28 protein-coding genes and 1 tRNA gene are annotated in these 26,949 nt (G+C 72.3%); 11 read left to right on the plus strand and 18 right to left on the minus strand.

The window, feature by feature from the left end:
- Positions 1–92: 92 nt before the first annotated feature.
- Complete coding sequence (locus tag D1369_RS28630; RefSeq protein ID WP_007381715.1) at positions 93–1,457, plus strand: alpha-lytic protease prodomain-containing protein; 1,365 nt, start codon at positions 93–95, stop codon at positions 1,455–1,457.
- Positions 1,458–1,568: 111 nt separating this feature from the next.
- Here D1369_RS28630 and D1369_RS28635 read toward each other — a convergent pair whose 3' ends face one another.
- From D1369_RS28635 to D1369_RS28665, 7 genes are all read right to left on the minus strand, one after another.
- Entirely contained in the window at positions 1,569–2,672 is a 1,104-nt protein-coding gene (locus tag D1369_RS28635; RefSeq protein ID WP_007381714.1) for a serine hydrolase domain-containing protein, read from the minus strand.
- Positions 2,669–3,589, minus strand: a complete 921-nt coding sequence (locus D1369_RS28640; RefSeq protein ID WP_007381713.1) for a hypothetical protein — start codon at positions 3,587–3,589, stop codon at positions 2,669–2,671. Before D1369_RS28640 ends, D1369_RS28635 begins: the two co-directional genes overlap by 4 nt.
- Positions 3,586–4,602, minus strand: coding sequence for a hypothetical protein (locus tag D1369_RS28645; RefSeq protein ID WP_007381712.1), 1,017 nt, complete (start codon positions 4,600–4,602; stop codon positions 3,586–3,588). Before D1369_RS28645 ends, D1369_RS28640 begins: the two co-directional genes overlap by 4 nt.
- Positions 4,599–5,312 (minus strand): hypothetical protein, encoded by a 714-nt coding sequence (locus tag D1369_RS28650; protein WP_007381711.1) that lies wholly within the window; start codon positions 5,310–5,312, stop codon positions 4,599–4,601. Before D1369_RS28650 ends, D1369_RS28645 begins: the two co-directional genes overlap by 4 nt.
- Before the next feature lie 13 nt (positions 5,313–5,325).
- Positions 5,326–5,514, minus strand: coding sequence for a hypothetical protein (locus D1369_RS28655; protein WP_007381710.1), 189 nt, complete (start codon positions 5,512–5,514; stop codon positions 5,326–5,328).
- Between the two features lie 134 nt (positions 5,515–5,648).
- Positions 5,649–7,025 (minus strand): hypothetical protein, encoded by a 1,377-nt coding sequence (locus tag D1369_RS43440; RefSeq protein ID WP_037899845.1) that lies wholly within the window; start codon positions 7,023–7,025, stop codon positions 5,649–5,651.
- 79 nt (positions 7,026–7,104) lie between these two features.
- Positions 7,105–7,875, minus strand: a complete 771-nt coding sequence (locus D1369_RS28665; protein WP_007381708.1) for a DUF4097 family beta strand repeat-containing protein — start codon at positions 7,873–7,875, stop codon at positions 7,105–7,107.
- 211 nt (positions 7,876–8,086) lie between these two features.
- Between D1369_RS28665 and D1369_RS28670 the strand changes: the two genes are divergently transcribed.
- Positions 8,087–8,158, plus strand: a tRNA-Val gene (locus D1369_RS28670).
- A 56-nt stretch (positions 8,159–8,214) separates the two neighbouring features.
- Here the strand turns inward: D1369_RS28670 and D1369_RS28675 are convergent.
- On the minus strand, positions 8,215–8,541 hold the full coding sequence (locus D1369_RS28675; RefSeq protein WP_007381707.1) for a hypothetical protein: 327 nt from the start codon (positions 8,539–8,541) through the stop codon (positions 8,215–8,217).
- Between the two features lie 160 nt (positions 8,542–8,701).
- Positions 8,702–10,021: an MFS transporter gene (locus tag D1369_RS28680; RefSeq protein ID WP_082319387.1), complete on the minus strand. Its 1,320-nt coding sequence runs from the start codon at positions 10,019–10,021 to the stop codon at positions 8,702–8,704.
- 201 nt (positions 10,022–10,222) lie between these two features.
- On the opposite strand from D1369_RS28680, the gene D1369_RS28685 reads away from it, so the two are divergent.
- Positions 10,223–10,648 carry a DUF6003 family protein gene (locus D1369_RS28685; protein ID WP_007381705.1) on the plus strand — a complete coding sequence of 142 codons (426 nt, stop codon included), beginning with the start codon at positions 10,223–10,225 and terminating at the stop codon, positions 10,646–10,648.
- A 22-nt stretch (positions 10,649–10,670) separates the two neighbouring features.
- On the opposite strand, the gene D1369_RS28690 is transcribed toward D1369_RS28685, so the two are convergent.
- Positions 10,671–11,636, minus strand: a complete 966-nt coding sequence (locus D1369_RS28690; RefSeq protein WP_007381704.1) for a YihY/virulence factor BrkB family protein — start codon at positions 11,634–11,636, stop codon at positions 10,671–10,673.
- Positions 11,637–11,697: 61 nt separating this feature from the next.
- Entirely contained in the window at positions 11,698–12,246 is a 549-nt protein-coding gene (locus tag D1369_RS28695) for a YciI family protein (protein WP_007381703.1), read from the minus strand.
- Between the two features lie 386 nt (positions 12,247–12,632).
- Here D1369_RS28695 and D1369_RS28700 point away from each other — a divergent pair, with 386 nt between their 5' ends.
- From D1369_RS28700 to D1369_RS43450, 3 genes are read left to right on the plus strand one after another with little or no spacing between them, the layout of a single operon-like run.
- Positions 12,633–13,829, plus strand: a complete 1,197-nt coding sequence (locus D1369_RS28700) for an MFS transporter (RefSeq protein ID WP_037899843.1) — start codon at positions 12,633–12,635, stop codon at positions 13,827–13,829.
- A gap of 16 nt (positions 13,830–13,845) precedes the next feature.
- The gene (locus D1369_RS43445) at positions 13,846–14,022 is read left to right on the plus strand and encodes a hypothetical protein (protein ID WP_007381700.1); all 177 of its coding nucleotides are present in this window, start codon (positions 13,846–13,848) and stop codon (positions 14,020–14,022) included.
- A complete protein-coding gene (locus D1369_RS43450) occupies positions 14,019–14,315 on the plus strand; it encodes a dihydrofolate reductase family protein (protein WP_007381699.1) in 297 nt (98 codons plus the stop codon). The genes D1369_RS43445 and D1369_RS43450 overlap by 4 nt, the downstream gene beginning before the upstream one ends.
- Here the strand turns inward: D1369_RS43450 and D1369_RS28710 are convergent.
- Positions 14,273–15,265 (minus strand): alpha/beta hydrolase, encoded by a 993-nt coding sequence (locus tag D1369_RS28710; RefSeq protein WP_037899842.1) that lies wholly within the window; start codon positions 15,263–15,265, stop codon positions 14,273–14,275. The genes D1369_RS43450 and D1369_RS28710 overlap by 43 nt on opposite strands.
- A gap of 133 nt (positions 15,266–15,398) precedes the next feature.
- On the opposite strand from D1369_RS28710, the gene D1369_RS28715 reads away from it, so the two are divergent.
- On the plus strand, positions 15,399–15,911 hold the full coding sequence (locus D1369_RS28715; protein WP_037899840.1) for a GNAT family protein: 513 nt from the start codon (positions 15,399–15,401) through the stop codon (positions 15,909–15,911).
- A 71-nt stretch (positions 15,912–15,982) separates the two neighbouring features.
- Here D1369_RS28715 and D1369_RS28720 read toward each other — a convergent pair whose 3' ends face one another.
- Positions 15,983–16,897 (minus strand): 2-dehydropantoate 2-reductase, encoded by a 915-nt coding sequence (locus tag D1369_RS28720; RefSeq protein WP_007381696.1) that lies wholly within the window; start codon positions 16,895–16,897, stop codon positions 15,983–15,985.
- A 116-nt stretch (positions 16,898–17,013) separates the two neighbouring features.
- On the opposite strand from D1369_RS28720, the gene D1369_RS28725 reads away from it, so the two are divergent.
- On the plus strand, positions 17,014–17,244 hold the full coding sequence (locus tag D1369_RS28725) for a DUF2277 domain-containing protein (protein WP_007381695.1): 231 nt from the start codon (positions 17,014–17,016) through the stop codon (positions 17,242–17,244).
- Positions 17,245–17,750: 506 nt separating this feature from the next.
- Here the strand turns inward: D1369_RS28725 and D1369_RS28730 are convergent.
- The 4 genes from D1369_RS28730 to D1369_RS28745 form a co-directional block, all read right to left on the minus strand.
- Complete coding sequence (locus D1369_RS28730; protein ID WP_086023250.1) at positions 17,751–18,314, minus strand: VTT domain-containing protein; 564 nt, start codon at positions 18,312–18,314, stop codon at positions 17,751–17,753.
- Between the two features lie 223 nt (positions 18,315–18,537).
- Complete coding sequence (locus D1369_RS28735; protein ID WP_007381693.1) at positions 18,538–18,987, minus strand: DoxX family protein; 450 nt, start codon at positions 18,985–18,987, stop codon at positions 18,538–18,540.
- 305 nt (positions 18,988–19,292) lie between these two features.
- The gene (locus D1369_RS28740; RefSeq protein ID WP_007381692.1) at positions 19,293–20,972 is read right to left on the minus strand and encodes an alkaline phosphatase D family protein; all 1,680 of its coding nucleotides are present in this window, start codon (positions 20,970–20,972) and stop codon (positions 19,293–19,295) included.
- A gap of 72 nt (positions 20,973–21,044) precedes the next feature.
- Positions 21,045–21,689, minus strand: a complete 645-nt coding sequence (locus D1369_RS28745) for an HNH endonuclease family protein (RefSeq protein WP_007381691.1) — start codon at positions 21,687–21,689, stop codon at positions 21,045–21,047.
- A 347-nt stretch (positions 21,690–22,036) separates the two neighbouring features.
- Between D1369_RS28745 and D1369_RS28750 the strand changes: the two genes are divergently transcribed.
- Together D1369_RS28750 and D1369_RS28755 are read left to right on the plus strand one after the other, a co-directional pair.
- Positions 22,037–22,618: a TMEM165/GDT1 family protein gene (locus tag D1369_RS28750; protein ID WP_007381690.1), complete on the plus strand. Its 582-nt coding sequence runs from the start codon at positions 22,037–22,039 to the stop codon at positions 22,616–22,618.
- Positions 22,619–22,822: 204 nt separating this feature from the next.
- Positions 22,823–23,491, plus strand: a complete 669-nt coding sequence (locus tag D1369_RS28755; protein ID WP_007381689.1) for an HAD-IA family hydrolase — start codon at positions 22,823–22,825, stop codon at positions 23,489–23,491.
- A 235-nt stretch (positions 23,492–23,726) separates the two neighbouring features.
- On the opposite strand, the gene D1369_RS28760 is transcribed toward D1369_RS28755, so the two are convergent.
- Entirely contained in the window at positions 23,727–24,671 is a 945-nt protein-coding gene (locus D1369_RS28760; RefSeq protein WP_037899836.1) for a peptidoglycan-binding domain-containing protein, read from the minus strand.
- Positions 24,672–24,830: 159 nt separating this feature from the next.
- Here D1369_RS28760 and D1369_RS28765 point away from each other — a divergent pair, with 159 nt between their 5' ends.
- The gene (locus D1369_RS28765) at positions 24,831–26,864 is read left to right on the plus strand and encodes an MDR family MFS transporter (RefSeq protein WP_118082674.1); all 2,034 of its coding nucleotides are present in this window, start codon (positions 24,831–24,833) and stop codon (positions 26,862–26,864) included.
- Positions 26,865–26,949 lie beyond the last annotated feature (85 nt).

Here is a 26,949-nt window from a genome sequence, read left to right on the forward strand (position 1 = left end):
GCGGAACGACCGGGAAACGGACATCTCTTGAGCTGTTTTCGGCAAAACCTAGGGATTCGAGAGCTTTTGTACCCCACCCGAGGAGACGCCTGATGGCCCACAGACACGTTTCAGCCGGCTGTGCCGCGTTGACGGTACTCGGCGCACTCGTGCTCACGGGGCTGCCCGCGGCCGCGGCCGCCGAGCCCCCCGCGCCGACGCCGGCACCCTCCGCCGCCGAGACGCTGGGCGCGAACAGCCCTTCATCCGTGGTCCTGCGGGCCATGGAGCGCGACCTGCGCCTGACCGAGGCCCAGGCCAGGACCCGCCTGGTGAACGAGGCCGAGGCGGGCACGCGCGCCGGCCGGCTCCAGAACGCGCTGGGCAAGCGCTTCGCGGGAGCGTGGGTGAGCGGCGCCACCTCCGCCGATCTGACGGTCGCGAGCACCGACGTCGCGGACACCCCGGCCATCGAGGCCGGCGGCGCGCGGGCCGTGGTCGTCGACACCCCGCTGGCGGACCTGAGGGCGGCCAAGACGAAGCTGGACCGTGCCGTGACCGGCGAGGGCCTCAAGACGCCGGTCCGGTACGTCGACGTACGGACCAACCGGGTGACGCTGCAGGCGACGAGCCGCGCCGCCGCGGACACGCTCATCGAGGCCGCCGGCGTCGACAGCGCGCTCGTGAAGGTCAAGGTGTCGGCCGACCAGCCGCGCGCCCTCTACGACATCAAGGGAGGTGACGCCTTCTACATCGACGACACGTTCCGCTGTTCCGTGGGCTTCGGCGTCACCAAGGGCGACCAGCAGGGGTTCGCCACGGCCGGCCACTGCGGGAAGACGGGATCGAAGACCACCGGGTTCAACCAGGTCGCCCAGGGCACCTTCGAGGCGTCCGTCTTCCCCGGGCAGGACATGTCGTGGGTGGGCGTCAACAGCGACTGGACCGCTACGCCCGCCGTCAAGGGCGAGGGCGGCCAGGACGTGCAGACCGCCGGCTCGGTGCAGGCCCTGGTGGGTGCCGCGGTGTGCCGGTCCGGTTCCACCACGGGCTGGCACTGCGGCACGATCCAGCAGCACGACACCAGCGTCACCTACGCCGAGGGCACCGTCGACGGCGTGACCCGGACGACGGTGTGCGCGGAGCCGGGTGACTCCGGCGGCTCGTACATCTCGGGCGTCCAGGCCCAGGGCGTCACCTCCGGGGGCTCCGGCGACTGCACGAGCGGCGGCACGACCTTCTACCAGCCGATCAACCCGGTGCTCAGCACCTACGGCCTCACGTTGAAGACCAGCACGAGCGAGAGCGGCACATCCGCCCCCGAGGACGGCCAGGAGGGTTCCTGGGCCGCGGGCCGGGTGTACGAGGTCGGGGAGCGGGTGACCGTCGACGGCGTCGCGTACGAGTGCCTGCAGCCCCATCAGGCGCAGGCCGAGTGGCAGCCCGCCCTGGCTCCGGGCCTGTGGCAGCGCGTCTGACGACAGGGTGACGGACCGCGGCGAGGCGCGGGGGGCGGGGTCTGCGGGCTCTGCCCCGCGCCTCGCCGTGATGCCGCCGATGCCCGGCCCGTCGTCCCGTCCGTCGTTCCGCTACATCTCGGCCAGCAGGGCGTACGCGGTCGGCACGAAGGCGTCGCGGACCCGGAAGCGGCGGGTGCACATGGCGGCCAACGCCGTCCCGGTGTCGGGCCGGAAGCCCAGGAAGGCCTGCTGGCCGAGGGTGGCCCCGCCGTGGAAGTACATCGGACCGCGCTCCGTGGGGTGCCGGAACCAGGCCACCGTGTGCACGTGCCGGTGCCCGAGGCCGCGCCGGAGCACCGGGCGGCGGACCGCGCGCAGCGCGCCGGTCAGGGGCCGGTCCGCGGGATCCAGATGCGCTTCCAGGAACGTGAGCAGGTCGTGCGGGGTGGCCCGGACGGCGCCGGCCGCCTGGAAGCCGCCGACGGTCAGCGGGGGTACGGGCGTCGTGCCGTCCCTGCGGTGTCCGGTGGCGTCGGTGGCCGGGCCGCCGGGGACGAGGCCGGCCCCGCTCAGCCCGAGCGGGCCCAGCACCTGACCGGTCAGCAGCTCGTCCCACGGGGTGGCGGTCGCCGCCGCCAGGGCGTGACCGAGGACGGCCACACCGAAGTTGGAGTAGTGCCAGCGGGTGCCCGGCCGGCGGTGCTGCCGATGGCGCAGGAAGGCGTCGACCACGCGCTCGGCGGGATAGCGGGCGTAGGGGTTGGTGCGCCACGCCGGCAGCGCCCGGACGAAGAAGTCGGCGGGCAGGGCGGGCAGACCGGAGGTGTGGGTGATCAGGTGGGCGAGGGTGACGGGCTCCTCGCCGGGCCGCCGGGCCGGATCCGTTCGCCGGGCCGCGTCCAGCAGGGCGGCGGCCGGCTCGCCGCCGGACAGCAGGCCCGTGTGGGTCAGGTGCGCCAGCAGCAGTCCGGTGAACGTCTTGGAGGCCGAGCCCAGTTCGTAACGCAACCGCTCGCGCGGCACGGGCCGGGGCGGCGCGGTGCCTCCGGTGCGCACGGTGCGGCGACCGTGCCGGGACAGGGCGAAGACGACGTCGGGCGCGTCCACGGCGGCCACGGCCGCGTCCAGTTGTCGCCGTACCACCTCGTCGTCCTCCGCCTGCGGGACTTCGGGCGGGAGTACGTCGGTGAGGTCGAGCGGACCGCCCGGCCAGGGGTGCGCGCCGGCCCTCATGACGGGGTGTGCGCCAGTCGCGTCAGGGCGCGCGACATGGCCAGTACGGAGGCGAAGGCGGCGACCAGCGTCGGGTGGTAGACGACGTCGAAGACCTCGTCGGGTCCGCCCTGCGGCATCGCGCGTACGGCGGGCATCGCGCCGTCCGGCTGCTGGGCGGCGGCGAATCCTTCCCAGGCCCGCTCGTCGAACGTGGGGCGGGGCAGACAGGCGTCGACGACGAGCAACTCTCCGAGCAGGTCCCAGCGTTGCAGGTCGAGCCAGTCGTCCAGCCAGACCGGGAGCCAGGTCGCGAGGTAGTCGGCGATCCCGGCCGGCAGACCCTCGGGGTTCTCTCCCCAGTCGGTGAGATGGAAGACGGTGTGGGTGATGTCGTAGGCGATGTGCCCCTCCACCGTCCAGGGTTCGGGTGCACGCCCCAGCCAGGTCGCGCCGACGAGGTCGGCTTCCGGCGGCCGGGGCGGCAGGCCGAAGCGGCGCTGGAAGGCGGACAGGCCGAGGCGGCGGACCGGTGCCATCTCCAGGGCGGCGAAGCTGTCCAGCCGTTGGTTGAGCCGGAAGGCCCGCTCGGCCTCGGGGTTGCTGTAGCCCAGTTCCCTGAACGGCAGGTACACCTCGAAGGGGATGGGCGAGACGGGTTCGGTGCGCTGGCCGCGCACCAGCATCCGGCCGCCGTCCAGGGTGTGGCACCAGGCGTGGTCGATCAACTGCCGTGCCAGCGCGGCCTGCCGGGACCCGGCCACACCTTCACGGAACAACACCTTGCAGATCAGGGCCAGTTCGCCGACCGGTTTGAAGCGTTCCAGGAAGCCGACCTCCGGATCGACGTCCAACTCCAGCCGGAATCCGTCGCGGTGGGCGTGCAGCCACTCCAGGGCGCCGGCCCCGACCTGGTGGATGAGGCGTGTGTTGGTCATCCCGGCACTCCCTGTCCGCCGCTCACCGCGTCCGCCTGCCCGTCGTCCTCGGCCGCCTCGCGCAGCCGGTTCACGGTCAGCACGGCGGCGAAGGCCGTCATCAGCGTCGAGTGGTAGCAGTCGACGAAGGCGGGCGCGTGGGTACGGCTGCCTCGTCCGCCGGTCTCCGGGACGAAGCCGGAGTCGTCCTGGGCCGTCGACAGCCTCGCCCACGCGTCCTGAAGCAGGGCGCGCTCCGGCGGGCCGGGCAGGCTGCTCGCCACGGCCAGCAGTTCGCAGCTCAGGTCCCACTGCTCGTCCTCCAGACAGGTGTCGAGCCAGGGCGGGAGCCAGTGCCGGAGGTAGGCCGCGACCGGCGGGGGCACGGCCCGCGGGGTCAGGCCCCAGTCGGTGAGATGGAAGATCACATGGGTCAGCGTGTAGCCGGCGGCCAGCTCGAACGTCCATGGCTCCGGCAGGCCGGCGAGCCAGGTGCGGTCCAGCGCCCGCGACATGTCCCGGTGTTCCGGGATGCCGCTGCGGCGCTCGGAGTTGAGCACACTCATGCGCCGGTTCGGTTCCTGCTCCGTCACGTGCCAGCCGCGGGTGCGGGCCACCGTCGCGGTGGCGCGCTCGTAGCCTTCGTGGCGCAGGCCCGCCGACGCGAAGGCCGCGTACACCTCCAGCGGATACGTCGCGAAGGGTTCGAGGCGCTGCAACTCCACGAACAGGGCGCCCCGCCCGGTCTGGTGCCACGCGAACGACAGCAGGTCGGACGCCGTCACATGGAGCGGGTCGGCCGGATCGGTGTGCCGTCGTACGCAGACGCACACCTGGGCCAGCTCACCGAGGGGCTTCCAGGTGGTGTTCACGTTGCCGTGCTCGGCGAGCGCGTCGTCGCCGAGCGTGAATCCGTCGCGGTGGGCGGACACCCAGGTCAACGCGGCCTCGGCCAGGTCCCGGACCTCGCGCGGCGGCCGGACCCCAGGGGTCGCCCGGCCCTCGGGGGTCGCCCGGACCTCGGGCGCCGTCACACCAGCACTCCGGTCCGCATCAGCTGAGCGGCCTGGACCTGGAGCGCCACCCGGGCGTCCTCGCCGCCCATCTGCGCCACGAACTCCAGCCCGGTGTCCAGGCCCAGGGTCTGCGGCACGTCGTCGAGGAGGACCAGCCAGCGTCCCGCTCCGGCTGCCTGGAGCCAGTCGCGGCGGCGGACCGCCCGGACGAATCCCCGGGCGATGTCGACCGGACGGCGGCGCGCCGCACGGGCCACCGCGCAGTCCTCGCCGGGCAGCGCGAGCGCGGCGAGCACGGCGAGTTGGTGGGTGAGGAACTGCCATGGCGCGTCGTCGAGCCAGGCCGCCCCGGGTTCGGTGCCGTCACCCGACGCACCGTCGAGGGACGCGTCCAGCCGCAGGAGCGCCCGCCTCATGGCCCAGTGACTCCACACCGAGGTGGGAGCGGCTTCGGCGGGGGGCGGATAGGCGTGCACGGCTCTGCTGAACACGGTGAGGTCGTCCGGTTCGGGGGGCGGACAGCGCAGCAGGACGCTCGGCAGGACGACGTCGGCTCCCACCACCCGTACGGCGGCGAGGGACGGGTCGGCGGTCGTCTCGGGGCCGTGCCCTTCGGTGACCGTGCCTGCCAGCCGGAAGCGGTCTCCGCTCCGAAGAGCGGAGACCAGTTCCGACGTGAGGCCCTGCACCGCGCCCGCGAGGCGGGTCGAAGTGCCTGACTGCTCCATTCGGATTCTCCCGTCAGCCCTTCTTCGGCCGTGGCGTCGGAGGCGACAGCAGGAGGTTGCTCGACGAAGACGTCAGAGCAAGCGCCGCGCACTGGCGGCTGTCGCGGTAGTAGCCGTCGGCCTCGACGGGGTCGAGAGCCGCTTCGACGTCGGTGCCGGGAACCTCGGTGAGGTCCTCGAGCTGGAATTCGGTGGAGGACATACCAACATCTCCTTTGTGAGAGATATGCGGTCTCAGTCCATGTCACCGTATTGGGGCGATCTATGCAAAAAAGGGTGATTTGTCTAGTTCGTGCGAGATTCAATCGCCTGCTCGCGAGTAGTTGACGAGCAGTTCTAGTGCGCGGCCCCGCGCTCCTCACGGATCTGCGCGACCACCCGGGCCACCGTCTGCCGTACCGCTTCCGTCTCGGTGAGGAAGTGCCAGTAGTCGGGGTGGCGGCCCTCCAGGGTGGCGACCGCCCGGTCCAGGCGGGCCACCGAGTCGTCCAGCGGGCGCGCGTGCCGTGGGTCGGGGGTGGTGCGGCCGGTCATGGCGAGGCGCTGGGCGTCACGGAGGGCGAAGCGGGTGCGGTCGATCTCCTGCTGGGGGTCCTTCTGTACGGCGTTCAGCCGGCGCAGCCGGTCGCCGGCGGCGGACACGGACTCGTCGGTGGTGTTGAGCAGAGCGCGGACCGTGGAGAGCAGCGAGGTCGCGTCGGGCCAGCGCTGTTCGTCGCGTGCGACGCGGGCCTCACGGAGCTTCTGCTCGGCCTGCCGGACGTTCTCCGCGGCCTGGTCCGGGACGTGCTGGAGGTCCTGCCAGCAGGCGGCGGTGAACCGGCGGCGCAACTCGCTGAGGACCGGATCGACCTGGCCCGCCCGGGTGGTGAGGGCCTCGGCGCGGGTGCGCAGGGAGACCAGCCGGTGGTCGATCTCCGCGGCCCGCTCCGGCAGCCGCTCGGCCTCGACCCGGATCGACTCGGCCTCCCGCGCGACCAGTTCGGCGCGCTCCAGGGTCTGCGCCACGCCGTGCTGCCCGGCACCCTGGTTCAGTTTGGTCAGTTCGGGGCCGAGGGTGGCGAGCCGGGCGGCGAGGTCGTCCGCCCTCAGCCCCGACTCCCGTACCGCGTCCAGGGCGTTGGAGGCGGCCAGCAGCCCCTGTCGGGCCCGCTCCACGGCCGGGGCGAGGCGGGCCAGCCGGGTCTCGGCCTTGTCGAGCAGCGGGCCGAGGCTGTCGCCGAAGCGGTCCAGCTCCTTCTTGACGTTGCCGAGCTCGTCCTTGGCCCGGGTGAGCTCGGTCCGCGCGTGTGCGGCGACCGACGCCTCCAGGTCGTCCCGGTCGAGGTCATGGGCGTCGACGGCGTCGATGTAGTGGCGGCTGGCCTCATCGATGCGTCCGCTGATCGCCTGGAAGTCGGCGACCGCCCGCCGGGCGGCGGGGGAGTCGTCGACGGCGGTGATGGTCTCTATCGAGATGCGCAGATCCCGCTGGGCGGTGTCCAGTTCGTAGAACGCGGCCGCTGCGGCGTCCTTCGCGGCCTGTGCCTCGGCCCGCTGGCTCTCCGCGCGCCCGCCGAACCAGCGCCGGGTGCCGCCGCCGGCGAACGCGGCCGGCAGCGCGAGGGCGGCGAGCAGGGGCAGACCGACGAGCGTGAGGGTGTCCCTGAGCGCCCGGCGGTGTGCGCGCGGCACCGACGACGACGAGTACGACTGCGATGGTGTCGCCGTCACATCCCTCTCCCGTGCTGAGTCCGTCCAGGCGGTGCCCGGTGTCATTCTCCCACCGGTGAGGGACGAACACACGGGCCGGTCAGTTCGCGGTTCGCACCGTGATCTTCCCGTCTCCGCTCTGGGCGGACACGAAGTGGTCGCTGGAGTCGGAGCGGGGCACGGACACGTCGACCCCGCCGTCACCGGACTTCGTGTCGACGCGGTAGGTGGCCTTCGGCAGCTCGACGGTCACGGAGCCGTCGCCGCTGCGGGTCTCCACCCGCTCCGGTACGGCGCCCAGTTCGAGGTGGAGCGAGCCGTCCCCGGTGCGGGCGGTGACCCGGCGGGAGGTGACCTGGGCGCGCATCGACCCGTCGCCGGTGCGCAGCTCCAGCGGCCCGCTGGAGTCGGTGACCCGCACGGAGCCGTCGCCGGTGCTGATGCTCAGCGGCCGGGTGAACCCCCGGGCCCGCACACTGCCGTCGCCGTCCTCGACCTTCACGCTGATGTCCCGGGGCACCTCGATGCGGTGCTTGGCCGCGCAGTCGGCCACGACACCGCTGCACTTCATCCGCAGCACCAGCCGGTCGTCCTTCATCGACCAGGTCACCTCGGGGTCCTTGCCGACGGCGACGGTCCCCTGGAACCAGCGGGTGACCTCGATCGTGCCCGCCTTGTTCGAATCGGCGGCGACGATCTCCAGCGCCGAGTCGTCGGAGTCGACGGTCAGGGTGCGGCCCTGAAGAGCGAAGGCCTTGTGATCGGGGGTCTTGTCGTCCCCGGCGGAGGCACCACAGGCGGTGGCCCCCGCGACGACGAGCGCGAGGACCCCGGCCGCGGCGGCGGCACGTGCGGGAACGGAACGGACCATGATGATCTCCCCCTGATCTAGCCCTGGACGGGCGGTCGCGGGCAGTCCGCGACCCTGTTTCGACCCTAGGGACCGGGGCCCGGGCGGGGGATCCGGGTCGCTCCCGGATCGGGGGTGGGGTTTTCCCCCGTACCGACCCTGATCGCGCCGGCCCCGCGGGTAAGGGTTTGCAGGGCAGGGTCCCGGGCAAGGTAGGCTGTCGACTCGTCTCGGGTGCGTAGCTCAGGGGTAGAGCGCCTGCCTTACAAGCAGGATGTCGGCGGTTCGAAACCGTCCGCGCCCACCTGACGAAGGACCCCGGCCGTCTCGGCCGGGGTCCTTCGCCGTTCAGCCCGCTTCCTACTTGCGGGACGCGTGCTTCAACTCGGTCCGGGCGTCCACGCGGTCCGGGGTCTCCACTTCCGTCCAGAAGCGGTGGGTGGTGACGAAGACCGCGAGTTCGTGCTCGCGCTGCCGGAGCTTCTCCACCTCGGCCTGTTCGTCGGGGGTCCAGCCGGGGGAGGCCGGGCGCTCCACCTTCCGCCAGCCGTTGTCGTCGCTGAAGCCGTCCAGAGGCGCGACCGACCAGGGGAGCCGCTTGAGCAGGGCCGACAGCTCGGCCCGGACCTGATGCAGCTCCTCCTGACCGGCGAGGAGGTCACTCGGAAAGTCATAGGTCTTAGCCACGACACAATGCTACGCCTGTTCGATTTTGGGTGGCGAGTGGCTTCAGGAGGTTCATGCGAACGGGGGGCGACCGGTCTGGGAGGCGGCGGTCTGGGGTGACCGGTCTGGGGTGACCGGTCTGGGGTGACCGGTCTGGGGTGACCGGTCGGTCCCGCGCGCATCAGTCGGACGTGGGGCCGGCGTGTCGGGCGGGTTCCGGAAGCGTCCGTCCCAGGCGGGCGAGCGGGGACAGGGCCATCACCACCGGTGACAGCAGCATGCCCGCGGCCGTCACCAGGAGGCTGGTGCGCAACCCCCACTCCTGCGCGAGGTATCCGCCCAGCAGGGAGCCGAGCGGGGTCAGGCCCATGCCGACGAACGTGATCGTGGCGGCCGCGCGGCCCTGCATCCCGTCCGGGGTGACCGCCTGCCGGACGGCCATCACCGTGACGTTCACCAGCTGGCCGCCCGCCCCGAACACGAATCCGACCGCGAGGAGCGCGACGACCGTCATCGCCGAGGAGCCGTGCAGCGCGGGCACCCACAGGAACGCGCCGTCGCCGAGTGCCGCCGCGGACACGAGCACCGCACCATGACCGAACCGGCCCGGCAGACGGGCGGCGAGCAGCGATCCCAGGAGCGCACCCGGCCCCGTCGCCGCGAGCGACAGCCCGACGACGGCGCCCGGCAGATGCAGTTCGCGCGGCAGGAAGAGCAGATGAACGGTCATCAGCGCGGCGAAGGAGAACTGGAAGGCCGCCGAGGCCAGGCACACGGTCCGCAGCGAGGTGTCGCCGACGACGAACCGCAGGCCCTCGTATATGCGCCGCCCGGTACGAGGCGGGCGCCGCTCCGGGTGCTTTGGGAGATCCGGGACCGATTCGACCCGCCGGATCCGTCGGATCGACAGGAACGACAGCGTGAAGAAGAGCGCGCCGACACAGGCGGCGACCGGCGCCGACAGCCATGACACCAGCGCCCCGCCGAGGGCGGGACCGCCGATCTGCGCCGCGGACCGGCTGCCCTCCAGCGCGCTGTTGCCCCGCACCAGCTGATCGCGTCTCACCAGCCGTACGAGAGACGACTGGTAGGCGACGTCGAAGAACACGGACAGGACGCCGACGGCGAAGACGACCACGTACAGCGCGGGCAGGCCGAGCCCGCCGAGGAGCCCGGCCAGGGCGGCGGCGCCCAGGGCCAGGGTCCGGCCGGCGTCCGACAGCACCATCACCGTACGGGTCCGCCATCGGTCCACCCACGCACCGACGAAGAGCGAGAGCAGCAGGATCGGCGCCTGCCCCACCGCTCGCAGGACGCCCAACTCGCCGGCGCCGGCGTCGAGGGTCAGGACGGCGAACAGGGGCAACACCAACAGGCTTGTGTGTTCGCCGAGTTGGGAGGCCGTCTGGCCCACCCAGAGGCTACGGAAGTCGCCATCCCGCCACAGCCGTGACGGGACGGGCCGAGCGGAATCGGACACGGCGGAGGAAAAGGACGGCACGGGGGATCCTCGGATCGAAGGCCGGCTGTGCCACACCTCGCGAGGGCAGCACGCGATGACAGGCCGGACGGCCTACGACGTCAACGCGCGCTCTCGGGACCGGGCATGTCCTCGCTCCTCTCCGGTCACTCGCCGAACAGAACATTAGCCGGGCGCGGCGGGGTATTGGGAGGTCGAAGCCTCTGGTGAGAAGGAGTCGAGATGACCGACGACGCCTACCTGTTCCTGCTCGACGACGCGTCCGCGCGGCTCGGCGTGGCCCCCGCCGCCGTCGGTGAGCTGGCCTGCATGGAGACCCCCGCGGTCCGCGCGTGGCTGGACGCCCAGGGGACCACGCCGACCTCCCCGCACCTGCGTCTGCTGCCGCCGGAGGAGACCGCCGCCGTGCCCGAGGGAGCCGAACGGCTGCCCGTGCCGCTGAGCGACGAGGAACTGAGCCGGGTCCGCCACCATCTGGCACCGGAGTCCCTCGCCGGGGTCGAGGAGGAGCTGCTCGCCTACCGCGACTACGCGGACGGCCGGGACGGCCTGATCGGACGCGCCCTGGCCGCCGGCGTCCCACCGCACCGCGTCGTCGAACTGACCGGCGTGGACCCCGCGACGGTCACCGCCGCCGCCCAGGGCTGACCGCGAGGCCGCCGCCCCGGCCTCACTCACCCGGGCCGGGGTCCGGGTGCACGGCCGACTCGATGCCGGCGCGGGCCGCTTCCAGCTGAGCGGCGAACGCGATGCCGAGGAACAGCGCGACAGCGGTGAGGTTCGCCCACAGCAGCAGGGCGATGAAGGCCGTGAGCGGCCCGTACACGGCGCCGAAGGCACCGCTCTCCTCGACGTACAGCGCGAGCAGCCAGGTGGCCGACACCCACAGCAGCAGATGTACGGCCGAGCCGAAGGCCAGCCAGGTGTAACCGGGCTGCACGCGCCGCGGTGACCAGCGGAAGATCACGGCGGAGGCCACCCAGGCCAGCGCGAGCCCCACCGGCAGGTCCAGCACACCCCACCAGCGCGGCCCGCCGCCCTCCCGGCCCGCGGACCGGGCCACCGCGTCGCCCACGGCCTCGCCGGCGACCAGCACCACGAACCCCAGCACCAGGGGCAGACCGGCGGCGACCGCGAGCACGATCCCGCGCGCGTACTTGCGCGGGAAGGGACGGTCGCGCTCGATGCCGTAGATCCGGTTCGCGCCGCGTTCGATCTGGCCCATGGCCGAGGCGAGGTTCAGCAGGGCGAAACCCAGACCGAGCCACAGGGCGAGCGTGCTCCAGACACTGCCGTGCGCGGTGCGCCGCGTCCCGTCGAAGGCGTCCTTCACGATGTCGGCGCTCGCGCCCGGCACGATCCGGCCGAGTGTCAGCTCGATGATCCGCCCCACGCCCTCCGTGTGCACCGACGTGGCCAGGCCGACCAGCGCCACGGTGCACGGCACCAGCCCGAGCACCACCTGGAAGGCGAGGGCCCGCGCGTTGGTGAAGCCGTCGGCGTAACGGAACCGCGCGAAGGAGTCGGTCAGCAGCCGCAGGCCGCCGTAGTGGCGCAGGGCGGTGAACGCCTCGTCTCCGGAGAGCTCGTCCCCGATCATGTCCCGGGTCTGCGGGACGTGGACGGCGGTACCCATGGCGTGGACGCTCCTTGTTCGTACGGCTGGTCCCTGTGCGGTTGCCCCGAGATCCAGGTTGTCAGCGTCGCCCGCCGAACTCCCACGCGTGGACCTCCACGGCCGCGTACCGGTCCGCGCTCAGCACGGCTCGGGCCCGCTCCGGGTCCGGGGCGCGGACCAGGGCCGCCGTGCCCAGCCAGGCGGTGGCGTCGTCCGAGAGCAGGGGGCCGTAGGCGATCAGGTCGTCCCTCTCCCGCGGTACGGCGAGATCGACGGCCTCACCCGTGCCGAGACCGAGCACCAGGTACCGGTCGTCCCCGGTCCGCCCGCCGGGGAAGTCCCACATGGTCCGGCCCAGCAGGTTGCGCCAGCGGCGCAGCAGTACGTCCCGGTACGCGCCGGCCTGGTAGTTGGGCTCGTCGAACGCGAAAGCGCGGGCCGCGGCGGGGTCGGGCAGGTCGACGATGTGCACACTGCCGGTCGGTGTCTCCCCGTCGGCGCCGAACGTCGGCCCACGGGCGATCAGTTCGTCCGCGAACCGGTCCATGTAGGACCAGTGCGCTTCCGTCAGCTCCTCCCGCAGGGGCAGCGAGCCGGGCCGGTCACGGTGGTAACAGAAGAACTCCATGGCCCCAGAGCCTTGTCGATCTACGTCCGCATCTCAATGGCATTTGCCCGGAAGTGTGTTCGCCGGCCCGGCGAGCATCGGGGCGAGGCGGGTGGCGAGTTCGGCCATGACGACGTCGATCGGGGCGCCCAGGGTGCTGAGGCTCGCGGGCGACTGAAAACCGTCCGTTGCTGCGGGCGCCGTGAGTCGAACGCCGGGTCGATCCCCAGCTCCTTTCGGCAGGAGGAACACGCGGATGACGCTGGCCCCAGAGGTCGGCCCCGCTTTCGTCCAAGCGTCGTCGGTGCTTTGTCCATGGACCGGGCCGTGGCCGGGAGGCGAGGGTCGGTTCATGGACGCGGATCTTGAGGATTGTCGTGCATAGTCCGACGGTCGAACGGCCACGGATGCCAAGTGGGCTGCTCGCGCTGGCTGTCGGCGGGTTCGGCATCGGGCTGACCGAGTTCCTGATCGCGGGCCTGCTGCCGCAGGTGGCGTCGAGTTTCGCGGTGTCCGAGGCGGCCGCGGGCCAACTGATCTCCGGATACGCGTTGAGCGTCGCGGTCGGCGCGATCGTCCTGACCGCGGCGACCGCACGGCTGCCCCGCAAACAGGTCCTGGTCGGCCTGGTGGTCCTGTTCGTCCTCGGCAACTTGCTGTCCGCGATCGCACCGAGCTACCCGGTGATGCTGTGGGGGCGGATCGTCGCGGCCCTGTGCCACGGTTCGTTCTTCGGCATCGGCTCCCTGGTCGCGCGCAGCCTGGTCGCGCCGGAGCGCAAGTCCCGCGCGGTGGCCGTCATGTTCGCCGGGCTGACCGTCGCGAACGTCCTCGGCGTGCCGTTCGGCGCGCTGGTGGGGGAACGCTGGGGCTGGCGGGCCGCGTTCTGGGCGGTCACCGCGGTCGGCCTGCTCGCGCTCGCGGGAATCATCGCGTGCGTGCCGGGCCGCGCCGCTACGACACCGACGACGGAACCGGCGCCCCCCACCGGTCTGCGCGCCCAGCTCGGCGCGTTCCGGTCCGGGCAGGTCTGGCTCACCCTGGTGGCCACAGCGCTCGGCTACGGCGGGATGTTCGGCGCGTTCAGCTATATCGCCTACACGTTCACCGAGGTCGGCGGCTTCTCCTCGGCGGACGTCGCCTGGCTGCTCATGGTGTACGGCGTCGGCCTCGTCGTAGGCAACATGATCGGCGGTCGGGCCGCCGACCACGACCGCGACCGTACGCTGCTCCTCGTCCTGGCCGGTCTCACCGTCACCCTGGCCGTGTTCGGACTGCTCGCCGAGAGTGCCACGGCCTCGGTGGTGCTGGTGTTCCTGATGGGGGTGTTCGGCTTCGCCGGCGTGCCCGGCATGATCACCCGCGTCACCGACCACGCGCAGGGCGCCGCACTGGCCGCAGGCGCCAATGTGTCCGCGTCCAACATCGGCAACGCGCTGGGTGCCTGGGCCGGAGGCCTCGCCATCACCGCGGGTCTCGGCTACACCGCACCGCTCTATGTCGGCGCGGGCATGGTGCTCACGGCCGTCGCCGTCATGGCCGTGGCCGCGCGGCGAGCCGGGGCGGCCGTAAGGCAGCACCGCGCGTCGTCGCTCCGGCGATGACTTCCGCGCGCGGGAGATGGCACCGCAGACCGCCGCGGGCAAGGTGCTCTGGCACTTCACGATGTCGTTGGACGGGTTCGTGGCCGGTCCCGGGCACACGATGGACTGGATGACGGGGTTCTCGTTCCGGCCCGGCCTCGTCGAGGAGTACGCCGCGACCACCCCGAGGACGCGCCCTCCGCCACCGGGGTGACCTTCCTGAGCTGCGACGCCGCCGAGGCCGTCCGGATCGCCCTGGAAGCCGCCGGCGGCAAGAACGTGGAGGTCTTCTCGCCCACGATCGGCCGGCAGCTCCTCGAACGCGGGCTGATCGACGAGATCGACCTGCACATCGTGCCCGTCCTGCTCGGCGACGGCATCCGGCTGTTCGAGAACCCCGGCGGCGCTCCCGTCCGCCTCGCACGCCTCGACGGCGGCGACCGCGGGGCCGCGGTGAACGTGCGCTACCGCCCGCTCGTGACCGACCCCAGCCACTCGGTCAGGTGACGGCCGACCTCCTCGGGGCGTTCCTGCTGGATCCAGTGGCCGCAGCCGTCGAGGAGGTGGGCGGCGTGCAGACCGGGAAGCGTGGTGGGGAAGGCGTCGATGGCGTCGGACAGCCAGGTGGTGGAGGCGTCGAGGGCGCCGCCCAGGAAGAGCGAGGGCCGGCGGATCGGCGCGCCCGCGTAGGCGGCCAGGTCCTTCCAGTCCTGGTCCATCGCGCGGTAGCGGTTCAGGGCCCCGGTCAGTCCCGTGCGTTCGAACTCCCCGGCGTAGACGTCGAGATCGTCCTCGGTGAGCCAGGCCGGGAGGCGGCCGGCGGGGAAGCGGTCGCGCAACTGCCCGCCGGGTGCGACGAAGTGCGGGTCGGCGGGCATGTGGTGGGCGTCGGCGGTGGACGTGGGCATTGTGTCGGCCGAGAGCGCGGCGTAGAAGCCGGCCAGCCAGCCGCGTACGTCCGGCTCGATCTCCCGCTCGGCGCGGCCGGGCTCCTGGAAGTAGGAGACGTAGAACTCCTCCTCCCCGCCGATCCCGGCGAAGACCTCGCTGGGGCGGGGGCCGCCGGGCGGGGTGTACGGCACGCTCAGCAGGGCGACCGCGTGGAAGACCTCCGGCTTGAGCAGCGCCGAGTGTGCGGCGATCGTCGCGCCCCAGTCGTGCCCGACGACCACCGCGGAGCGCTCGCCGAGCGCCTCCACCACGGCCGCGTTGTCCTCCACCAGCTCGGTCATCCGGTACGCCGCCACCGCCTCCGGCCTCGAGGAACGGCCGTATCCGCGCACGTCCACGGCGACCGCGCGGTATCCGGCCGCGGCCAGCACCGGCAGCTGGTGCCGCCACGAGTACCAGGACTCCGGGAAGCCGTGCAGCAGCAGGACGAGGGGCCCGGTGCCCTGTTCCACGAGGTGGATCCGGCCGGCGGGACCGGGGACCAGACGGTGGGTGAGGTGCGACATGTGTCCTCCGTACGTACGGATACGGGTCACGACGAGCATGCGGGGCGGCGACGATGTCGCGCGAGGTCTGTTGCCGGTTCGGCAAATCCGCAGGCCGGGGGCGTTGTCAGACCCGGCACTTACGGTGGTCGGCATGGATACGGAGCAGGTGCGGCTGGTGCCCTGGGCGGAGGGTGACCTCTGGCTGCTGGAGCGGACCAACAGTCCCGAGATGACCGCCCACTTGGGCGGGCCGGAGAGCGAGGAGAAGCTCGCCGCCCGGCACCGGCGGTACGTCGGTCTGTCATCGGGGCGGATGTACCGCGTCACGCTCGCGGACGGCGGGCAGACCGTCGGCTCGGTGGGGTTCTGGGAGCGTGCGTGGCGGGACTCCCTGATATGGGAGACCGGGTGGGGGATCCTGCCGGAGTTCCAGGGCCGGGGACTGGCCGCGCGGGCGGCCCGCGCCGTCGTGGCCGAGGCACGGGCTGCCGGCGGACACCGGTATCTGCACGCGTTCCCGACCGTGGAGCACACCGCGTCGAACGGCGTCTGCCGCCGGGCGGGCTTCACGCTGCTCGGACAGGTCGAGTTCGAGTACCCGAAGGGGCACTGGAGCACGTCGAACGACTGGCGGTTCGACCTGACCGGCGGGGACGACCGCTGAGAGCGCGCGCGGGGACGGCCGGTGTCGGGGCGGGCGGTGACAGGACGGGCGGTGACAGGGCGGCCAGGCCGTCAGTGGCCGGCGTCCGCCAGTTCCCCGACCACCCGGGTCGCCACGGGCACCTTCACCCCGTGCCGGTCCGCCGCGCGCAGCAACGCCCCGCCGATCGCGTCCAGTTCGAGGGGGCGGCCCGCCTCCGCGTCGCGCTGCATCGACGACTTCGTGCCGGGCGGAAAGGCGTCGTAGCGGGCGAGGGCCCGGGTGGGGTCGGCGGGTCCGCCGCAGGCCGCGCTGACGGCGGTGGTCTCCTCGACCAGGGCGGTCAGTTCCTCGCGGTGACGGGTGCGTACCTCGCCGAGGGGGAGGGCGTGCAGGGTGGTGAGGAGGGCGAAGGGGGCGAGGAAGGACATCTTGGCCCACAGGGCGGCGGTCTCGTCGTCCAGGACACGGGTTGCGGGGCCGGCGGCGGCCAGGGCGGAGGCCAGGGCGTCCAGGCGTTCGCGGGGGACGCCTTCGCCGGTCAGGTCGAGCTCGGCGAAGGGGCTGCCGTGCTCGATGACGCCCGGCGCGACCCTCGTCGACTCGACCCGGATCACCGCGGGGGCGACCCGGTCCGGGCGGTAGCGGGTGCGCAGGGTCGCCGGGTGCTCGACACCGTTCAGGAGGGGGACGAGCAGGCCGTCGCCCAGGGCGGTGGGCGGGACGCGGTCGAGGGCGGAGTGCAGGGAGGTGTGCTTGACGGCGATCACGCAGGCGTCGACCGGTTCGCGCAGCTCGGTGTCGGCCTCGACGGGGGTCGTGAAGTCGCCGAAGGTGCCGCTGCGGACCTGGATGCCGGCCGTGCGCAGGGTGTCCGCCGTGTCGTCGCCGGCCAGGCAGATCACCCGGTGTCCGGCGCGGGCCAGGAGAGCGGCGAGGAGGCCGCCGGTGCCGCCCGGGCCCAGGACGGCCACGGTGCGTTTTTGGTGCGCGGAGTCGTGCGCCATGTCGGGTTGTTCCTCTCGTCGGTCGGCCCCGGGGTCGGTGGCCGCCTCGGCGAGATCATGACATTCGGAACGGGCGGACGGAAGCGCCGATCCGCTCGGGGAGGGAGACTGTCGGTATGTGCCGCAGTATCAAGACGCTTCGTCCGCCTGTGTTGCCCGAGGAGGCGACGGAGGAGGAGATCCGGGCCGCCGCGCTCCAGTACGTGCGCAAGGTGTCCGGCTTCCGGGCCCCCGCCGCCCACAACCGCGAGGTCTTCGAACGGGCGGTGGAGGTGATCGCGGAGGCGACGGCGGAGCTGCTGGCGGACCTGGAAGTCAGGGGAACGGCTCGCCGCGAGGCGGGGTGACCCGGGACGACTCCAGCCGAGAGCAGCGCCGGGTGAGGCGGGCTGCCCCGGCGCGGGGACCGACCCGGGACAGGGCCTGCCCGCCGCCGCGGCTCGACCTGCCGGGGGCACGCGGGCTGCGTGGCTCGGCCGGGTAGGCAGCGGATGCATGTCCTCGGTCGCCGATCAGGTACCGCTGCGGCTGACCTGCCTGCTGGCGCGGGGGCGTGTCGCTGCGCGGTGCTCACCGGTCCGCGGTTGAGGTGCGTCCTGCCGGCGCCGGTCGGGTGGTGCGCGGTCTGGCCTGCGTGCGGCTCCGCCGGGCGGTAGCCGACGGCCGTCCCGCTCTCGCAGATCGGGTGTTCGGCTTTGACCTGCCTGTGTTGCCGGGCGGGGCCACCGGGCCGTAGCCGATGTGCGTCCTGCCGGCGCCGGGCGGGTCCGGCATCAGCTTTACCTGTGTGCGAGCGCGGGAGCGTGTCGCCGCGCGGTCCCACCGGCCCCCGCCGTCGTCCTCGGCGACGCCGTCAGCTTGCCTCCGCTTGGCCCGGTCGTGGGCGCATCACAAATGCCGCCACCGCCCCCGCCCCGAACAGCGCCGCCACCGACACCCCCGTCGCCAGCCAGGTCGCCCCCAGCCAGTGGGCGCCGAAGTAGCCGAGGGCCACGCTGTACGCCGCCCAGGAGAGGCCCGCGAGGGCGGACCAGGGGAGGAAGTCACGGGCTCGGCGATGGGCGGTGCCGGCCAGGAGGGAGACCACCGAGCGGCCGGCGGGGGCGAAGCGGGCGAGGACCACCAGGGCCCCGCCGCCCGCGGAGAGCGCGTCGCCGAGACGTTCCTGCGCGGTGGTGAGGCGACGCGAGCGGGCGATCGCGCGGTCGAGGCGGGCGCCACCCCGGAAGGCGAGGCGGTACGCGGCCAGGTCGCCCAGCACGGAGGCGGTCGTCGCGCAGAGGATCAGGACCATCACGTCCGGGACCTGCCCGGTCGCCGCACTGCCCGCTGCAGCGGCCGTCGCGGCCGTGATGACCAGCACCCCGCTGGGCAACAACGGCACGAACACGTCGAGGAGCACCGACAGCGCGACCATGGCGTAGATCCATGGACTGCCGGTCACTGACCCCAGGCTCTCCAACACCGCGACTCCCCGTGATTCCCCCGTAGACAGCCATACAGCGTACGCGTGGGCAGTGACAGGAGATTCACGGGGGGCTCATGAGATGGACGCGGCATGTTCACCCGGCTGCCGCGTCCGCACCGGACATGCCGGTGCCCTCCCCACGGACGCGGGGAGGGCACCGTACGTGATCGCCTCAGACGGCCACCGGCTCGGCCGCCGGCTTTCGTTCCTGCGCCGAGCGCTTCGCGAACAGCCGGTCCAGGCCGAACGCGCCGGACCCGGTGAAGACCAGCAGCAGGAAGGCCCAGCTGAACATCGCCGCCGCCTCGCCGCCGTTCTCAATGGGCCACAGGGCCGTCGGCTGGTGCACCTTGAAGTACGCGTACGCCATGGACCCGGCGGCGAGGAACGCGGCGACGCGCGTGCCCAGGCCGAGCAGCACGAGGCTGCCGCAGACGAGCTCGATCACGGCCGCGTACCAGCCGGGCCAGGTGCCCGTTTCGACGGTGCCGCCGTGGGTGCCCGGGACACCGCCGAGGACACCGAAGAGGGAGGCCGCGCCGTGGCAGAGGAAGAGCAGGCCGACGACGATGCGGTACAGGCCGAGGGCGTATGGCTGGGCGCTGTTCAGGCGTCCGGTCATGTGGGGGACTCCTTCGGTCGGGTCGGTCCCACAGGGGGGTCGCCCCAGGGGGATGGGAACCGAGTCGGGCCCTCCACGCTAGGTGTCCCTGATCTATGCTTTCAAGTTCAACATTTAGCCATCGGTTTGCCTCATCCGCCCCTGCCGTTTCACCCGCAGCCGCACGTGGAAGGGCTCTCGCCCTCGCGCCGGGCTACCGAAAGTGTGTCCGAATACTCACCTGCGGGTGGGCATGCCGAACATGAACAGCCTTGCCCAGGGCCATATTTGACGATGTGTCAGGCACGTTAGGCACGTCAGGTGCGTCAGGTAGTGCCACGGGCCAGCCGGGGCTCTGCCCGTCCGCTCCCGCCGGTGAGTTCGGACTCCGAGATCGTCACCAGCCGGGTCCGGCCCTCGCCCGACTCCCGCGCGTGGTCCAGCCGCAGCCGCGCCGAACGTCCGTTCAGCGTCAGCGTCATGAGCTGGTTGCCGAACCAGGGGCCGCCCGTGTGCCGCCAGGAGACCGGCGGTCGCGCACAGCGTCCGTGCCGGGCGAGCCCCCGCCCGAGCACCCGCGCCACCGCGCTCCAGCCGAAGCGGAAGCCGAACCGCATGTAGGAGGGCACGGAGTTGTGGACGGGGGAACAGGTGAGCTGGAGAACGCGCGCGTCCGGTTCGCCGGTGTGCCACTTCGGCTCGGCCACGTACGCGTGGTGCACGTCCCCCGACAGCACCAGCACCGTCGCCGGCGCCTCGGGACCCGAACCCACCTCGGCGATCAGATCCGCCAGCGCCGCGAAGGACTCCGGGAACGCCGCCCAGTGCTCCAGATCCGCCTTGCGCCGCAGATTCTCGCCGAACCGGGCCCAGCGCGCCCCGCGGTCCCCCCGGCACAGCGCGGCGTCCCACGCCTCGGCGTCGTGCACCAGATGCGGCAGCAGCCAGGGCAGCGAGGTGCCGATCAGGAGGTGGTCGTAGGAGGAGCGGTCCTCCAGCGCCTGTTCGCGCAGCCACTGCGCCTCGCCGGGGTCCAGCATCGACCGGTTCTCCTCGTCGAGGACGCGGGCCGCGCGGGAGTCCACCATGAGCAGCCGCGTCCGGCCGAAGTCGCGCCGGTAGCTCCAGCGCACGGAGGCCGCGTCGGCCTCGGCCCGGCAGGCGAAGTCGCGCAACTCTTCGGTGCCGTCGGGCGATCGGCGTACGGCGGCGTAGAGCGGGTCGGCGGCCAGCTCGGCCGGGGGGAGGTTGCCCAGGTGCTGGTAGACCCAGTACGACATCAGCCCGCTCAGCAGCCGCTCCCGCCACCAGGTGAGGGTGCGCATGTCCTCGACCCAGGCGGCGGAGGTGTTCCAGTCGTCGATGACGTCGTGGTCGTCGAAGATCATGCAACTGGGCACGGTGGACAGCAGCCAGCGCACCTCGGGGTCGAGCCAGGACTCGTAGTAGAGGTGGGTGTACTCCTCGTAGTCCGCCACCTGGTCGCCCGGCGGGTCGCTCAGGTCGCGGCGTGCGGCCAGCCAGCTCTGCGTGGCCCGGGAGGTCTCGTCGGCGTAGACCTGGTCGCCCAGGAGGACGAGGACGTCCGGCCGTTCGCCCTCCGGCTCGGCGGCGATGCGGATGGCGAGGGTGTCCAGGGCGTCGGGGCCCACGGGGTCCTTCTCGCCCTCCGGGGGCGCGGCCCAGCGGCATGAGCCGAAGGCGACGCGTACTACCGCCTCCTCGGTGGTCGTACGGATCACGGAGGGCGGGAAGGGCGAGTCCGGCAGCGGCCACGCGCGTGTGCCGTCCAGGAACACCTCGTACGACCGCTCCGTGCCGGGGGTGAGGCCGTCGACCGGGACCAGCGCGTAGTGGTGGCCCGCGATCTGGAAGGTGGGCGCCTCACCACCCGTGCCGTCCGAGCAGCGCACCTCGGCGGTGCACGGACGGCTCGTCTCGACCCACACGGTCGCGGACGAGCCGTCGACGTACCTGAGCAGTGGTCCGACCCGCAGATCCGTCACGTGATCCTCCTCCGTCGCCCCGTACGGTACGGAACGACCGAGGCCTGCGGGGAGATTCCGGCCCGGAATCGGTCAGCAGTTGGCGAGGTAGCTCGTGAGAGCGCTCTTCTCGGCGGAGTCGACGGAGAGGTCGTAGTAGTACTTCACCTGGACCCAGGCGCGGACGTAGGTGCAGCGGTACGAGGTGACCGACGGCATCCACTCGGCCGGGTCCTGGTCGCTCTTGGACTGGTTCACGTTGTCCGTGACGGCGATCAGCTGCGGGCGGGTGACGTCGTTGGCGAAGGCCTGGCGCTGGGCGGTGGTCCAGGCGCTCGCGCCGGAGTCCCAGGCCTCGGCGAGCGGGACCAGATGGTCGATGTCGAGGTCGGAGGCGGCGGTCCAGGTGGCGCCGTCGTACGGGGAGTACCAGCTGCCGCTGGTGGCGGTGCAGGCGGAGTTGGTGACGACGTTCGAGCCGTCCCGCTTGAGGATGTACTCCCGGGTGTTGCAGGTGCCGCTGATGGTGATCCACGTCGGGAACAGGTCCCGGGCGTAGCCGGTGCGGTTCTCGGTCGCCACGGTGAGCGAGGCGAGGTAGGTGCGGGCGGTGGCCGCGCTGACCGGGGTGGGGAGGGCGGCGGAGGCGGTCGGGCCGTTGAGGACCGCGACGGAGGCTATGAGCGCGGTGAGCGCGCCAAGTATGCTGAGCCGTCGACGCGCGTAGAACTTCGGCATGCGAACTCCCTTGGGGGGGCGGGGGTGTTGGAGCGCGAGCGTTCGAATGCTCGTGGCTCCGTGTTGCGGGGAGATGTGCGTACGGTGAGAAGTTAATGACGCGTACATGACACGACAAGGTTTATGGCGAAACGATCACGTACGATGGATGCCGTTGAAGGGGAGTAGCTCTTCGCCGGACCGTCGACATACTGCTCAGCTCGTCTGAGCCGGCGCCCGGAGGCAGGTCTTCAGGGATCGGCCAGCGAGACCTTCGGCCAGTAGTGCACTGACTGTGTGCTGCCGTGCCGAGGCGTCGTTTCGCAGGAACACTCTCGGTGGGGCAGCGCCCGACCGATTGAGGACTTTTGATCAGCTTCACCGTGACGGCCGTCGTCTTCGGCGTCGTCTTCCTCGCCGAACTGCCCGACAAGACCGCGCTCGCCGGCCTCGTCCTCGGCACCCGCTACCGCGCCTCCTACGTCTTCGCGGGCGTCGCCGCCGCCTTCGCGCTGCATGTGGCGCTCGCCGTCGCGGCCGGCAGCGTGCTGACCCTGCTGCCGCAGCAGATCGTGCAGGCGCTGACCGGCGTGCTCTTCCTCGGCGGCGCGGCCGTCCTGCTGCTGAGGAAGGATGACGGCGACGAGGAGATCCGCAAGCCCGAGGACCAGTCCTTCTGGAAGGTCGCCGGGGCCGGGTTCATGCTCATCCTGGTCGCCGAGTTCGGGGACCTGACCCAGATCATGACGGCGAACCTCGCAGCACGGTATGACGACCCGCTCTCCGTGGGCCTTGGCGCGGTACTCGCCCTGTGGGCGGTGGCCGGTCTCGGGATCGTCGGCGGAAAGGCCCTGATGAAGCGGGTTCCGCTGAAGCTGATCACCAAGGTCGCGGCGCTGCTGATGCTGGCGCTCGGGCTGTGGAGCCTGTGGGAGGCCGTGACCGGCTGAGCTGAACGGCGAGTGAACTGTTCCCGGCCGTCTCGGGGCAGTCTCCGGGGGGGTGGTGGCGGGAACCGGCCCGATTTTGTACCGTGGAGAAACAAAGTGGCCCCCGCTCGTTTTCCCTGACCGGCGGGCGGGGCCGCCTTGTCCCTCCGGGGGGCGCGGAGGAGACACCTCCGAAGCCCCACGTCCCGCGTCTTGGAGCTGCCGATGACGGCCACCGCCGCCCCCACCGTGCTCACCGCCCGCGCCCTCCTGCTCGACATGGACGGCACCCTCGTCAACTCCGACGCCGTCGTCGAACGCATCTGGCGCCGCTGGGCCGAACACCACGGGCTGGACGGCGACGAGGTCATGAAGGTCGTCCACGGCCGCCAGGGGCACGCCTCGATGGCGGTCCTGCTGCCCGACCGGCCCATGGAGCAGAACCTCGCGGACAACGCGCGCATGCTCGCGGAGGAGACCGCGGACATGGACGGGGTGGTGGCGATACCGGGAGCGCCGGAGTTCCTGGCCTGCCTGCGAGGACTGCCCCACGCACTGGTGACCTCGGCCGACGTGCCGCTGTCCACGGCCCGGATGGCGGCCGCGGGTCTTGAACTGCCCGATGTCCGTGTCACCGCGGAGTCGGTCGGCGCCAGCAAGCCGGACCCCGAGGGATTCCTCAAGGGGGCGGCGGAGCTGGGCGTGGCACCGGCGGAGTGCGTGGTCTTCGAGGACTCCGGGGCGGGGATCGCGGCGGGCAAGGCGGCCGGGATGCGGGTCGTGGGGGTCGGTCCACGCGCGGGCGTGCACGGGCCGGACGTCGTGGTGCGGGACCTGACCCAGGTGAGGGTGGAAGCGCGGGCCGACGGCACGCTGGGGATCCACGTCGGGTAGATCTCCCCGGGGCGGGGCCCCGTACGGCTGCCGCCGCGGGGGCGCGACCCCCACCGTCCCTGCGCTCGCGATGCGGGTCTACGGCTGGGTCGAGTCTGTCCGCCCGCGGCTGGGTCGTGTCCGTCCGTCCCCCCCATCCGCCCGTCCGCCTTGCCGGGCGCGGGGCCCTGGTGACTCTGCGGCCGCCGTCGCGTGGGCGCGACCAGCCCCACCGGGGCCGCGCCCGGGGAACGGCCTACGGCTGGCTCGTCTCCGACTCCAGGCGCTCCCGCGTGACCAGGTCGTACACCCCGTGCTCCGCCACCTGGACCCCCCGCTGCCACTGATACGCGGCGACCGCGTCCTCGACCCCCTCGTCGTAGTGCCCGGCCGCCTTGCGCGAGTACAGCCCGACCTGGGTGAGCCGCAGTTCGAGCTCGACCACCTCCGCCCCCTCGGACCCCCGCCGCAGCACCGGCGGCGTCGCCTCGCGCGCCGCGTCGGACCCGGCCGCCGGATTCGTCGCGGCGGACGCCGTCGGGGTCGCCGAGGGCCCGGCCGACCGGGACGGGCTGGGGGAGGCGCTGGACCTCGACGGGGACGGGGAGGCCGACGGGCTCGCGCTCGCCGTGGCGGACGGCGGTGCGGAGGACGGCCGTAAGGACGCCGTGGCCGTGGACGGGGGTGCTGACGCCGCGGTCGTCGTCGCGTCCGGGACCGCCGGCCGTACGTCCTGAGGCGCCGCCTCGTCCCGCGACGGCGGCTCGTACGCGAACAGCCCACTGGCGAGACCGGCCGCGGCGACCACGGCCGCGACCGCCCCGGCGGAGGCGAGCAGGACGGTACGGCGTCGGGTGCGGCGCGGGTGCGCGTCCGCCGTCGAGTCGTGTGCGGAGGAGTCCCGCCCCGCCTCGAACAGGCTCAGATCCGTGGGGCTCGGGGGAGGCGGTGGCGGTGACGGCACGCGCAGCGGCATCGTGGCGTCCGGCGCGGGCGCCCTCGGCACCGGTGCGCTCTCGTCGTCCAGCTCCACGTACGGCCGTATGCGCAGCGGATCGAAGTCCTCCGCCGCGGCCGCCTCCGCCGTACGCGCGTCCCGCAGCGCGTCCGACGCGCGCCGGGTGCACCCGCAGGACGGGGTGTTGTCCGCCCCTCTCGGTGCCCCGCACTCCGGGCACAGATGACCGTTCGACTCCGCCATGTGTTCGTCCCTCCCCTCGCAAACTCCAGAGATTATGCAGACCCCCTCCACAGCCGACTTTCGGAAGCCCCCGGAATATCGGCTTCCAATGGGACTCAACAGGCCGTAAACGGTCACACCGACCACGATGGAGAGGTATCGAGAGCTCGGGAGGACTTCATGGCCGCGGACGCGCACGGTATGACGGAGGATGTGCGAGACACGGGAGAACACCACGTGTCCGGCAACGTCCTCGTCTCGATCGGGGCCCTGCTGCTCGGCATGCTGCTCGCCGCGCTGGACCAGACGATCGTGTCCACCGCGCTGCCCACCATCGTCAGCGACCTCGGCGGCATGGAGCATCTGTCCTGGGTGGTGACGGCCTATCTGCTGGCGTCCACGGCGGCGACACCGCTGTGGGGCAAACTCGGTGACCAGTACGGGCGCAAGCGGCTGTTCCAGACCGCGATCGTGATCTTCCTGATCGGCTCCGCGCTGTGCGGCATGTCCCAGGACATGACCCAGCTGATCGCCTTCCGGGCCCTGCAGGGGCTGGGCGGCGGCGGGCTGATGGTGCTGTCGATGGCGATCGTCGGCGATCTCGTCCCACCGCGCGAACGCGGGCGATACCAGGGGCTGTTCGGGGCGGTGTTCGGGGCGACGAGCGTGCTCGGACCCTTGCTGGGCGGCCTCTTCACCGAGCATCTGAGCTGGCGGTGGGTGTTCTACGTCAACCTTCCGGTGGGCGTGGTCGCGCTGGCCGTGATCGCCGTGGTGCTGCGGATCCCCCGCAAGTCGACCAAGCACGTCATCGACTACCTGGGGACCTTCCTCATCGCCGCCGTCGCCACCTGTCTGGTCCTTGTGGCCTCGCTGGGCGGCAACACCTGGGGCTGGGGATCGCCCCAGATCGTCGGACTCGCGGTGCTGGGGGTGCTGCTGGCGGTCGCGTTCGTGGCGGTCGAACGGCGGGCCGCCGAGCCCGTGCTGCCGTTGAAGCTGTTCCGGGTGCGGACCTTCACCCTGTCCGCCGTCATCAGCTTCATCGTCGGGTTCGCGATGTTCGGGGCCATGACCTATCTGCCCACCTTCCTCCAGGTGGTGCACGGAGTCTCACCGACCATGTCCGGTGTGCACATGCTGCCCATGGTGTTCGGGCTGCTGTTCTCCTCGACCCTGTCCGGGCAGATCGTCAGCCGTACCGGGCGGTGGAAGGTGTTCCCGGTGGCCGGGACCGCGGTCACCACGCTCGGGCTGCTGCTTCTGCACCGGCTCGACGAGAGCAGTTCCACCTGGGTGATGAGCCTGTACTTCTGTGTGTTCGGGCTGGGACTCGGGCTGGTCATGCAGGTGCTGGTGCTGATCGTGCAGAACGCCGTCTCGTACGAGGACCTCGGCGTCGCCACGTCCGGCGCGACCTTCTTCCGGTCCATCGGGGCGTCCTTCGGCGTCGCCATCTTCGGTACGGTCTTCGCGAACCGGCTCGGGGACAAGCTGGCCGAGGCCCTGCACGGGGCCCAACTGCCGCCCGGGGTCTCGGTGTCCGGGATCGAGGCCGACTCCCGGGGACTCGCTCAGCTGCCGGGCTCGCTCAGGCCCGAGGCGCTGCACGCGTACGCCTCGTCGATCACCGACGTGTTCCTCTACGCGGCGCCTGTGGCGTTCCTCGGGTTCGTGCTCGCGTGGTTCCTCAAGGAGGACCGGCTGCGCGGGTCGGTCACGGCACCCGACGTGACCGAGACGCTGGCCAGCAACCCCGTGGAACGGTCGTCGTACGACGAGGTGTGCCGGGCGCTGTCGGTGCTCGGGACCCGGGAGGGGCGGCGGGAGGTCTACCGGGAGATCACCGCGCGGGCCGGGTACGACCTGCTGCCCGCGTCGAGCTGGCTGGTGCTGCGGATGCGGAAGTACGGGTGGGTGGAGCCGTCGCTGCTCGCCGAGCGCACGTCCCTGCCGCTGGGCGTGATCATCGAGGCGGCGCGGCAGGTGGAGGAGCGGGGGCTGGCGACGCGGCGGGGGCTTGATCTGTTGCTCACCGAGCCGGGGGAGGAGGTTGCCGCGCGGCTCGCGGCGGCTCGGGAGGCGTCGTTGGGGGAGCTGCTGGGGGACTGGTGGGGGCCCGGTCGGCCCACCGATCTCGCGCAGCTGGTGAAGGATCTGAATGACGAACTGTGCGGGTCTGATCGTGAGCAGCCGCATGCCTCCGGCGGTTGAGCGGTTGTTTGTGCGGGTCGGTGGGGGCGGGCGTTTTTGCGCAGTTCCCCGCGCCCCTGATGCCTGCGGCGCAGCTGCGGGTTCG

Origin of the sequence: Streptomyces sp. CC0208 (genome assembly GCF_003443735.1) — a bacterium.
GTDB lineage: Bacteria > Actinomycetota > Actinomycetes > Streptomycetales > Streptomycetaceae > Streptomyces > Streptomyces sviceus.

Coding starts and splice junctions, on each gene's coding strand:
- D1369_RS28630 (WP_007381715.1), top strand. CDS start 93: ATGGCCCACAGACACGTTTCAGCCGGCTGTGCCGCGTTGACGGTACTC.
- D1369_RS28635 (WP_007381714.1), bottom strand. CDS start 2,672: ATGAGGGCCGGCGCGCACCCCTGGCCGGGCGGTCCGCTCGACCTCACC.
- D1369_RS28640 (WP_007381713.1), bottom strand. CDS start 3,589: ATGACCAACACACGCCTCATCCACCAGGTCGGGGCCGGCGCCCTGGAG.
- D1369_RS28650 (WP_007381711.1), bottom strand. CDS start 5,312: ATGGAGCAGTCAGGCACTTCGACCCGCCTCGCGGGCGCGGTGCAGGGC.
- D1369_RS28655 (WP_007381710.1), bottom strand. CDS start 5,514: ATGTCCTCCACCGAATTCCAGCTCGAGGACCTCACCGAGGTTCCCGGC.
- D1369_RS28665 (WP_007381708.1), bottom strand. CDS start 7,875: ATGGTCCGTTCCGTTCCCGCACGTGCCGCCGCCGCGGCCGGGGTCCTC.
- D1369_RS28685 (WP_007381705.1), top strand. CDS start 10,223: ATGACCGACGACGCCTACCTGTTCCTGCTCGACGACGCGTCCGCGCGG.
- D1369_RS28690 (WP_007381704.1), bottom strand. CDS start 11,636: ATGGGTACCGCCGTCCACGTCCCGCAGACCCGGGACATGATCGGGGAC.
- D1369_RS28695 (WP_007381703.1), bottom strand. CDS start 12,246: ATGGAGTTCTTCTGTTACCACCGTGACCGGCCCGGCTCGCTGCCCCTG.
- D1369_RS28700 (WP_037899843.1), top strand. CDS start 12,633: ATGCCAAGTGGGCTGCTCGCGCTGGCTGTCGGCGGGTTCGGCATCGGG.
- D1369_RS43445 (WP_007381700.1), top strand. CDS start 13,846: ATGGCACCGCAGACCGCCGCGGGCAAGGTGCTCTGGCACTTCACGATG.
- D1369_RS28710 (WP_037899842.1), bottom strand. CDS start 15,265: ATGTCGCACCTCACCCACCGTCTGGTCCCCGGTCCCGCCGGCCGGATC.
- D1369_RS28715 (WP_037899840.1), top strand. CDS start 15,399: ATGGATACGGAGCAGGTGCGGCTGGTGCCCTGGGCGGAGGGTGACCTC.
- D1369_RS28720 (WP_007381696.1), bottom strand. CDS start 16,897: ATGGCGCACGACTCCGCGCACCAAAAACGCACCGTGGCCGTCCTGGGC.
- D1369_RS28725 (WP_007381695.1), top strand. CDS start 17,014: ATGTGCCGCAGTATCAAGACGCTTCGTCCGCCTGTGTTGCCCGAGGAG.
- D1369_RS28730 (WP_086023250.1), bottom strand. CDS start 18,314: ATGGTCGCGCTGTCGGTGCTCCTCGACGTGTTCGTGCCGTTGTTGCCC.
- D1369_RS28735 (WP_007381693.1), bottom strand. CDS start 18,987: ATGACCGGACGCCTGAACAGCGCCCAGCCATACGCCCTCGGCCTGTAC.
- D1369_RS28745 (WP_007381691.1), bottom strand. CDS start 21,689: ATGCCGAAGTTCTACGCGCGTCGACGGCTCAGCATACTTGGCGCGCTC.
- D1369_RS28755 (WP_007381689.1), top strand. CDS start 22,823: ATGACGGCCACCGCCGCCCCCACCGTGCTCACCGCCCGCGCCCTCCTG.
- D1369_RS28760 (WP_037899836.1), bottom strand. CDS start 24,671: ATGGCGGAGTCGAACGGTCATCTGTGCCCGGAGTGCGGGGCACCGAGA.
- D1369_RS28765 (WP_118082674.1), top strand. CDS start 24,831: ATGGCCGCGGACGCGCACGGTATGACGGAGGATGTGCGAGACACGGGA.